Here is a 9,504-nt window from a genome sequence, read left to right on the forward strand (position 1 = left end):
CCCCCGCACTGGTGGGGGTCGGGCGCGGGGCCCCCGGGGCGGGGGCCAGCCCCCCCCCCGCACGCTTCCTGACGGAAGTTGGCCGGCACGGCACCGCCGCAGCGGGCGGCGACTTCGGGGTTGCGCACGGCTGCACCGAAGGAGGTGTCGCACGGGTCGGTGTACTTGTCGAAGCTCTGCGAGGTGCCACCGTACAGGTTGGCCACGGTCGGCGCACGGAAGCCAGTGGCATAGGTGCCACGGACCAGCAGGTCGTCGATCGGCTTCCACTTCAGGCCGAACTTGGAGTTGAACGTGTCACCGAAGGTGTTGTAGTCCGAGTAACGGCCGGCCATATCGACCGACAGTTCCTTGGCGAACGGCAGATCGGCGAGGATCGGCACATTCAGTTCCAGGTAGAACTCGTCCAGCTTGTAGCCACCGGCGGTCGGCGCACCGGCCAGGTCGGTGCTCAGGCCCGACTGCAGCAGCGCATCCGGGTTGTACTCGGCTTCTTCTTCGCGGTGCTCGTAGCCGGTCGCGAAGGACAGGTCGCCGGCCGGCAGGGTCACGATGGCGCCGCTCAGGTTGGCGCTGTAGACCTTGCTGGTGGTCAGCGAGGTGTCGTGGGTCGGCAGGAACAGGTACTTCTGCAGGTCCGGGTTGGACAGCGAACCGTCGGCGGTGGAGCCGTACGGCAGCAGCGGGTTCCACGGGGTGCAGCCAGCGATCGGAGCCGCTGCGGTACCGCACTGGGCAACACCGTTCGCATCCAGGTACGACGGACCCACGGCATTCTTCACGTTCGGAATGAACAGATTGCCGGTGCCGGTCTTGACGCCCTTGTTGCGGTTGTAGACGTAGCCCACATCCCAGTCGAAGTACTTGTCGGCGAACTCGAACGAGCCTTCCAGACCGCCGCTGAAGCGGAAGGTGTTGAGCTCGGACTTGGTCTGACGCGGCACTTCCCACGTACGACGCATGAAATCAACGTCGGTATCGAGCGGATTGAAGACGCTGTTGGCGTCCATCTGGGTGTCGTAGGCAGCCGAACGGTACGGATAGCCGGCGATCTGCTGCAGCGCTTCGCGTTCGGTGTACAGGACGCTGGCGGTACCGCGGATGTTGTCGGTGAAATCGAACTGGCCGTTGGAGAAGACCGAACGACGCTTGATGCCGGTCGACAGGAACATCTGCTGCGACGGGTTGGACAGATCGGCGTTGCCCAGCTCGTGGTAGTCGCCGAAGTTGTTCGAGGCGCCGCCCGGGTTCAGGACGTAGTTGCCATCATCGGTAACCAGCACGCCCTTCTCGGTGATCGCGCTCCAGCCGTTGGTGTCCTCATCGGTCGGCACCGGATGGCGGTAACCGTTGGCCGAGGCGCTGTAGCGACGGTTCTTGGCCAGAACCGGCTTTTCTTCGCTGTACTCGGCGCCGAGGGTGATCGAGCCGCGATCGCCGGTCTGGCCGTAGACGAAGTTGTAGGTGGTCTTGTCACCGTCGCCCTGGCCGTACTGGCCCTTGTAGACGCTGGCTTCCAGGCCGTCGAAGTTCTTGCGGGTGATGATGTTCACCACGCCGGCGATCGCGTCGGAACCGTAGATCGCCGAAGCGCCATCGGTCAGGACTTCGATGCGCTCCACGACCGAGGTCGGGATCGAGGCGAGGTCGGTGTAACCGCCGGAGCTGACGCCCATGCGCTTGCCGTCGAGCAGCACCAGGGTGCGCTCCGGGCCGAGGTTGCGCAGGTCGACGTACTGGCCGCCAACTTCTTCACCCGAGGACAGCGCATCGGCGCGGCTGATGGCCGGCGAGCCGGTGGCCGACAGGTTCTGGACGATGTCGGCGACGCTGGTGAAGCCCTGCTTCTCGATGTCGGCGCGCTGCAGCGCGATCACCGGCTGGGCGGTCTCGGTGCTGGCCTGACGGATACGTGAGCCGGTGACCTGGATGCGGTCCAGGTCGGTCGTGCCGCTTGCTTCCTGCGCCGAAGCAAAGGCCGGCGTCAGGGCAAGCGCAATGCCGGCGGGCAGAAGGCCCAGCCGCACTGCGGGAGTACGAAAATTCATTTATCTCTCCGAGGTACGTTAGTAGCGTGTTAAAAACGCCTCGGAAAGTTACGATTGCGTTGCAGTGAATTATTTGCGTGAGACAACCGAAGACTTTGCCGACTCTGGCGAGAGATTCGCACCGGCCTCACGATAGCGTGACGCGGACAGTCCGAAGCGGGCTCGAAACGCCCGTGCAAAGCTGCAGCAGTTGTCAAATCCACTCGCTGCCGCCACCTCGCCGACCATCATGTCCGTATCGCGCAGCAGATCGGCGGCGCGCTCCAGGCGCAGGCGGGCGGAAAGCGATTGCGGGCTTTCCGCGTAGAGGCTCTGGAACGTCTTGGACAGGTACCAGCTGGAGAAATTGGTCAGTTCGGCCAGTTCACCAATGCGCACGACACGGTGGCTGTTGCCCTCGAGGTACAGACGGGCGCGCTGCATGCGTCCGAAGACTTGGCGTTTGCGGCTGCGTGAGCGCCCCGGGCAGCGCTGCACGCCAGTCGCCATGCCCTGCTGCAGGGCGGCCAGATGCAGCAGCACCGGGCGGAGGGCCTGGGTAGGATGGCCGGTGGCCAGGACGTCACGCCACAGGCGCAGGGCGACGCGGGCGTCGCTGCGGCTCATGCTGCCGCGACCCGCGTAGAGACTGCAGTCGGTGAGCTCACCCAGGGCGCGCAGCGCGTCCGGCGCCAGGCTCAGCCCGATGCACAGACCGTCGCGGCCGGCCTGGACCATGGGGCGCGATTCCTTCTCGAAGGCGATCCACTCACGCTGGCGCAAGCGGAACCGCCCTTCCTTGGACTCGACCCACGCGCTGCCACGCAACTGGATCCACACAGTGAAGGTCGTCCCAGGACTTTGCAGACTGCCCAACCGGGCCACACCCAGACAGGTTGGCAAGGGACCGTCGTCGACGACCTTGTCCAGGGAGAGCGCTTGACCGCGATCGGCCAGGGAGAGCTGACGCATGACTTCACCGAGAGTTTGCCTTTGCTGGCCTGCAGTCTTGCCAAATCAGGCCGCTGCCTCAGGACGTCCTGGCGAGATTGATACGAATTCGAGACGAGAACGCCACGAAGAAGTTACGAAGGGTTTTTTGTTTTCAAAATCATGGACTTGACGAACCCCGGAAACAACGACGGTACGCGTTCGGGGAGCGACATCACCCCGATGTCGGTGCCATCGGCCACCGCCAGGGCCACATACAGGGCCTCCCCGCCGGGTCCTGCGCTGAATCCATTGCTGGCGCTGAGGCGGCCTGCATCCAGGCAATGCTCCTGATCGGCGATCGGCTGCGCAATCCGGGTGAACACCGTGGCGCAATCGGATCGATTGGAGAGATAGTCGATCGCCCCCTGCGCGGACACGGTCCAGGTGCGATAGCGCCAGCGCGTGGGGCGGTCTTCGCTGATCTGGCGGATGCTCTGCGAACTCAGCGAAGCGTCGGCCTGCCACAGCCCCCCCGCCGAGAGCCGGGTAAACAACACGCGCTCGCCTGCGACGTCATAACGCGCCTGGGAAACGCCCTCGATGCTGCCGATGAGTCGCCAAGGGGTCAGGCTGCGATCGAACAACGACAGACGCATCCGCTCATCACGGTCGCGCTCCACCACCAGGACCTGCAGCGGATCCCTGCCATACAGCGCCTGCAATGGCTGGCGCACCGGGACGGGCAGACGCACGGTCTGCTCATCGCGCGGGGAGACCTCATAGATCCCGGGGTTGGCATGCTCATCGCGCCCCAATACCAGCACGCGCTTGCCGTCATGCGACCAGTCCGAGGCCTGGCGCGCTTCGGGCCTGAGGCCCTCGATCGGACGCAAGGACTCCGGCCGCTGCAGATCCGCCCACCACAGTGCATAGCTGCCCGAGCGGTCCGAAGAAAACACGATCTGCTGACCGTCCGGAGACACGATGGGCTGCGAGTCACGTCCTCCCGAGGGGAACAGGCGCTGCGGCACACCCAGCGCGCCGGCTTCCACAGGCACCCGGAACAGGCCGAACTGGGGGCGCCGGTGTACGAAGGCGAGCATGTCGTTCGCCCGGGACACGGTGGGGGACTGCGCATCGTCCAGACCGACGTCGCGCAGGACACGCGTATCGGTATCGAGCTCATACAGGCGCGATTCGCTGTCGACCCGGCGGCCGAACACGATATGGCGGCTGTCGCCGCGCCAGGCCCAACCCCGGATCTCCGCCGAGTCATCGGTCAGCTGCTCCGGGCTGCCCCCCTCAGCCGGCATGCGCCACAGATCGCCGATCTGCGGATTGCGCACGAACACGATCCAGCGCCCATCCGGCGAGTACCGCGGGGCATATTCGAAGTTGTCGCTGCCTATATCGTATTGGAGCGGCTGCCAGCGTCCGCTGGCGATGTCCAGGGTGCGGATGCCGCGCTGCGCATACCGGCCGGACAGCGAGCCGAAGACCAGGCCGCGACCATCCGGGGTCCAGTCGAAGCTGAGCAGCTCAGTGCCGTCGCAACGGGTCACGTGACGCACCGCCCCACCCGTCGCACTGGCGATCAGCACCTCGCAGCTTTCGGCCGGACCGAACCGGGCGAACGCGATCTCACGCCCATTGGGCGACCAGCTCGGGAAGCGGTCGGACATGCCTGGGGGCGGCTCGACCAGCAGGCGTGCCGGCGTGTTACCGGAGGTCTGCACCTTGATGACGCTGCCCGGTCGGCTGGGCACATCGGCTTCATAGGCGATCTGCGACCCATCCGGAGACAGCGTGGGATAGGTTTCAAATCCTGCCGTGGCGGTAATCAGGCGATACGGGCGTTGAGGACTACCAATCACCCGCGTGCCATCCTCCACCGCGGCCTCGACCGCTGAGGCCGGCGGATCGCGTTGCATCAGCAGGGCTGCCATCACCAGCAGCGCCACCAGCATCACCAGCCCGACGACCATGACCGCGTAGCGGCGAATGCGCCGCCGACGGCGTTTGATCGGGTCTTGCGGAGGCCGCGCATGCGGCAGTGCCGCCGGTACGTGCGCGGCGGCGAGCACGCCCGTGGAGGCCGGCTGCAGCTCGGGCTCGAGCAGCAACACAGGTGCGGCATCCTCGACCACGCTGACCGGCATCAGCAGGCGGTAACCGGTCTTGGCAATGGTCTCGATATAGGGTTCGGCCGCATCGTCATCAGTGGCGAAGGCCTTGCGCAGCTGGGTGACCGCCTGGGTCAGCACGTCGTTGGTCGGCAGCGTGTCCGGCCAGACCTCCGCGAACAGTTCATCGCGGGTGACCACCGCCCCTGGAGAACGCAGCAGCGCCTTGAGAACACCCAATGCTTTGGGTGTCAGTCGACGTGGACGACGCATGCCTTCGCTCATCACTTCCCGCGAGGAGAGAGTGACGATGAAATCGCCGATCTGAATCACATCGGCGGAAGGACGCTCACTGTCGTTGCTGATCATCCAGGACACGAGGAAAATACAAAAAACCACTGGAATTCACACGGTCGCCGCAATAGATACCGCCAGACGAACCGCCAGATTCCGCACACGCCATCGGCGCAAACCGCAAAAACACCGAGGCGCGCGAATACTAGCCTATGCCGGTTAACCGCGCCTGTGCGTGCGGCCGACAACAGGCTCTCTCTCGCCGATGAATTCACATAAATTGCGTCAACATTCGCGCCTTCTGGCGCGAATTTTTTATCTTTTATTCAGTTTCGTGCACGGGTCAACATGGTCAGTCCCACCAGCCGCGAGACCACCAAAGCCACGTACATCACGCCTGCGAACTGCTCCAGCATCACCAGCGCGCGCGCCTGTGAATGGATGGGCACCACATCGCTCAAACCGACCCCGGACAGCAAGCTGAAGCTCAGATAAAGCAACTCCATCCAGGTCCGCAGTTCGCTCTCGCTGGTCGCCACGAAACTGCCCGGGTACCACTGCTGGCACACCGCGAAAGCGAAGGCGAATGCCCACGCCAACAGCGTGAAGGTGGCCCCCGCCGCGAACAGCTCGTCGCGGGTCACCTTGTGGTCCTGCAGCATGTAGGCGATCAGGCTGCCAGCCGTATAGAAGTACAGCAGGCATTCGAGCAGCTGCGCAGTGGTGACCAGCGCCGGGCGGTCCAACAGAGCACCGGAGATGGAGAACACCACCGAGGGGATCGCCAGCACCAGCGCCACCCACATGCCGAGCGGGCTGCGCCGTACCACCCACAAGGCCAGGCCGAGGACGGCGATGCCGAACGCACCAAACAGCGCGCGACTGGCACCGGCCTCGTCCATTGCCGGATACAGCAGCACGCCGAGCAGTTGCACGGCCAACAGCCAGGCAGAGGGATGCCGGCGCGCGATGGCCAGCCATTTGGTGCTGCGTGCTATCGCCATCGTCGTCCCCGCCCCTGCCTGGTCGCGCCGAGCTTAGCTGGAATCACGCCGCCGGCGGATGATGGCCGTGGCGGCGCGCCCCGCCACGGCCGGTGCCTCACTCCTGGCGATACACCTGCGCCCCGAGATCCCGGAACTGCGCGGACTTCTCGGCCATGCCGGCCTCCAACGCCTGCTGCGCATCCAGGCCCTGCCCCGCCGCATAGTCACGCACATCCTGGGTGATCTTCATCGAACAGAAGTGCGGGCCGCACATCGAGCAGAAGTGGGCGAGCTTGTGCGCATCCTTGGGCAGCGTCTCGTCATGGAATTCCTTGGCCTTCTCCGGATCCAGCCCAAGGTGGAACTGGTCCTCCCAGCGGAATTCAAAACGCGCCTTGCTCAGCGCGTTGTCGCGGACCTGCGCGCCGGGGTGGCCCTTGGCCAGGTCCGAGGCGTGGGCGGCAATGCGGTAGGCCATGATGCCGTCGCGTACGTCCTGGCGGTTGGGCAGGCCCAGGTGTTCCTTCGGGGTGACATAGCAGAGCATCGCGGTGCCGTACCAGCCGATCATGGCCGCACCGATCGCACTGGTGATGTGGTCGTAGCCCGGCGCGATATCGGTGGTCAGCGGGCCCAGCGTATAGAACGGTGCTTCACCGCACTCGCGCAGCTGCTTGTCCATGTTTTCCTTGATCAGCTGCATCGGCACGTGGCCGGGGCCTTCGATCATGGTCTGCACATCATGCTTCCACGCGATCTTCGTCAGCTCGCCCAGTGTCTCCAGTTCACCGAACTGCGCGGCATCGTTGGCATCGGCGATACAGCCCGGGCGCAGGCCGTCGCCCAGCGAGAAGGTCACGTCGTAGGCCTTCATGATCTCGCAGATGTCCTCGAAGTGCGTGTAGAGGAAGTTCTCCTTGTGATGGGCCAGGCACCACTTGGCCATGATCGAGCCACCGCGCGAGACGATGCCGGTCACGCGCTTGGCGGTCAGCGGCACGTAGCGCAGCAGCACGCCGGCGTGGATGGTGAAATAGTCCACGCCCTGCTCGGCCTGCTCGATCAGCGTGTCGCGGAAGATCGCCCAGTTCAGCTCCTCGGCGCGGCCATCGACCTTCTCCAGGGCCTGGTAGATCGGCACGGTGCCGATCGCCACCGGCGAGTTGCGCACGATCCACTCACGCGTTTCATGGATGTGCTTGCCGGTGGACAGGTCCATCACGGTGTCGCCGCCCCAACGGATCGCCCAGACCAGCTTTTCCACTTCCTCGGCAATGCCCGAGGACACCGCACTGTTGCCGATGTTGGCGTTGATCTTGGTCAGGAAGTTGCGGCCGATGATCATCGGTTCGCTTTCCGGGTGGTTGATGTTGTTGGGTAGCACCGCACGGCCGCGGGCGATCTCATCGCGGACGAACTCGGGGGTGATGACCCTGGGGATCGAAGCACCAAAGGACTCGCCGGGATGCTGCTTCAGCAGTGCGGCGTCGCGGATCGCATCGAGGCGCTGGTTCTCGCGGATCGCCACGAACTCCATTTCCGGCGTGATGATGCCGCGGCGTGCGTAGTGCATCTGGGTGACATTGGCGCCTGCCTGTGCACGGCGTGGCTGCAACCGCGCGGGGAAGCGCACCGCATCCAGGCGGGCATCGGTTTCACGCGAGCGGCCGAACACCGAGCTCAGGCCCTCCAGCACCTCGGTATCGCCACGCTCGGCCACCCAGGCGGCGCGCAGTGCGGGCAGGCCGGCGGAGAGGTCGATGGCGACCCCCGGATCGGTATACGGGCCGGAGGTGTCGTACACGGTGACCGGCGCGTTCTCTTCGCCACCGAACAAGGTGGGCGTGCGGGTCAGCGTGATCTCGCGCATCGGCACCTGCAGGTCGCTGCGCGAGCCCTGCACGTGGATCTTGTGCGAGCCGGGAATCGGCCGCGTGACCGATTCGGAGAGTTGCTGGGCCTGTTGCTGCAGGGCGGAGAGCTGTGCGTTCATCAAGGCATCGTCCTAGGTTCAATCCCCGCACAGGGACTGTGCGGTTCTATGCGAGGGATTCGCATGGGAGGGACGAAACGGCGGCGCTCGACGGACGGATCGCGGGCGGTCTCCGGGCACGGTGGCCCTACGGCGCAATGCATCTGCAGATGCGAAGCTTCCCTACGCCGGTATCAACCGGATCAGGTTCGAAGGGACTGTCTCAACCTTGGCCACTGGGCCGCGGTACCCCCGCTTCGGGGCGAATTAGAGCACAAAGCAGCGCGCAGGGGCGCACCGCCAAGCCGCACACCAACGTGATCGGCCTGTGCATGTGAACAGAGCACCGACACGCCATGCACTACCATGCTGCAGCGCGGTATGCGGTGCGGTCAGGGGGTAGCCTCCCGATCGCGTGCACACCGCGCTCTGCTCGACGCCATTGACGTCCGTACTGACCGGCCTCGACCGGCTTGATCCGCCCCAGTCGTTGCCGTTGCGCCGCTGGAGATTGCAAGCCTCGGCTCGCCCCTACTGATCGGAGACACGCCAGCATGGTGTTCCGCATTTCCATCGCACTGGTCGCACTGCTGGTGCTGATCGCCGGCCTCGCGCCGGGCCCCTTCAACGAGGTCGTCCAGAGCGGCCTGTCCACCATCATCCGCAGTACCGGCTGGCTGTATCTGCTGGTGGTGTTCATCACGCTGTCGTTCCTGATGTACCTGGCCTTCGGCCGCTTCGGTTCGCTGCGCATCGGCGGCGAGGATGCCGAGCCTGATTTTTCCAACGCCAGCTGGATGTCGATGTTGTTCGCCGCCGGCATGGGCATCGGCCTGGTGTTCTGGGGCGCGGCCGAGCCGATCTCGCACTTCGTGAAGCCACCGGAAGGGCTGGCCCCGCAGAGCATGGAGGCGGCGCGCGCGTCGATGCGCTATGCGTTCTTCCATTGGGGCCTGCACCCGTGGGCGATCTATGCGCTGATCGGCCTGGCGATGGCCTGGTTCCAGTTCAACCGCAACGGCCGCGGGCTGATCAGCGATCTGCTGCAGCCGATCATCGGCGCGCATCACCGCGGCTGGATGGGCACGGTGGTCAATGTGGCCGCAGTGGTGGGGCCCGGCCGCCGCGGGGGCCCCCCCCGGGGGGTCGGGGCGCGGCACGACGCGGGG

Annotated in this window: 6 protein-coding genes and 1 riboswitch; of the genes, 1 reads left to right on the forward strand and 5 read right to left on the reverse strand. The window is 65.3% G+C overall.

Translation table 11 applies throughout. The features are described 5' to 3' along the window. From QMX81_RS19405 to thiC, 5 genes are all read right to left on the reverse strand, one after another. Positions 1–2,048 (reverse strand): TonB-dependent receptor (locus QMX81_RS19405; RefSeq protein WP_282263924.1); only part of this gene is annotated, 2,048 nt, incomplete at its 3' end. 69 nt (positions 2,049–2,117) lie between these two features. Beyond that, positions 2,118–2,999: a helix-turn-helix transcriptional regulator gene (locus QMX81_RS19410; RefSeq protein WP_121039584.1), complete on the reverse strand. Its 882-nt coding sequence runs from the start codon at positions 2,997–2,999 to the stop codon at positions 2,118–2,120. 113 nt (positions 3,000–3,112) lie between these two features. After that, complete coding sequence (locus QMX81_RS19415; protein WP_282263933.1) at positions 3,113–5,452, reverse strand: winged helix-turn-helix domain-containing protein; 2,340 nt, start codon at positions 5,450–5,452, stop codon at positions 3,113–3,115. A 251-nt stretch (positions 5,453–5,703) separates the two neighbouring features. After that, entirely contained in the window at positions 5,704–6,381 is a 678-nt protein-coding gene (locus tag QMX81_RS19420; protein WP_121039590.1) for an ion channel, read from the reverse strand. A 97-nt stretch (positions 6,382–6,478) separates the two neighbouring features. Continuing rightward, positions 6,479–8,356 carry a phosphomethylpyrimidine synthase ThiC gene (thiC, locus tag QMX81_RS19425; protein ID WP_152152599.1) on the reverse strand — a complete coding sequence of 626 codons (1,878 nt, stop codon included), beginning with the start codon at positions 8,354–8,356 and terminating at the stop codon, positions 6,479–6,481. 141 nt (positions 8,357–8,497) lie between these two features. Then, a riboswitch (TPP riboswitch) is annotated at positions 8,498–8,599 on the reverse strand. 290 nt (positions 8,600–8,889) lie between these two features. Between thiC and QMX81_RS19430 the strand changes: the two genes are divergently transcribed. Beyond that, the coding region (locus tag QMX81_RS19430; RefSeq protein ID WP_282263931.1) for a BCCT family transporter at positions 8,890–9,504 on the forward strand (615 nt) is incomplete at its 3' end.

It is taken from the genome of Stenotrophomonas sp. PS02301 (assembly GCF_029959485.1).
In the GTDB taxonomy this organism is placed as follows: Bacteria; Pseudomonadota; Gammaproteobacteria; order Xanthomonadales; family Xanthomonadaceae; genus Stenotrophomonas; species Stenotrophomonas maltophilia_Z.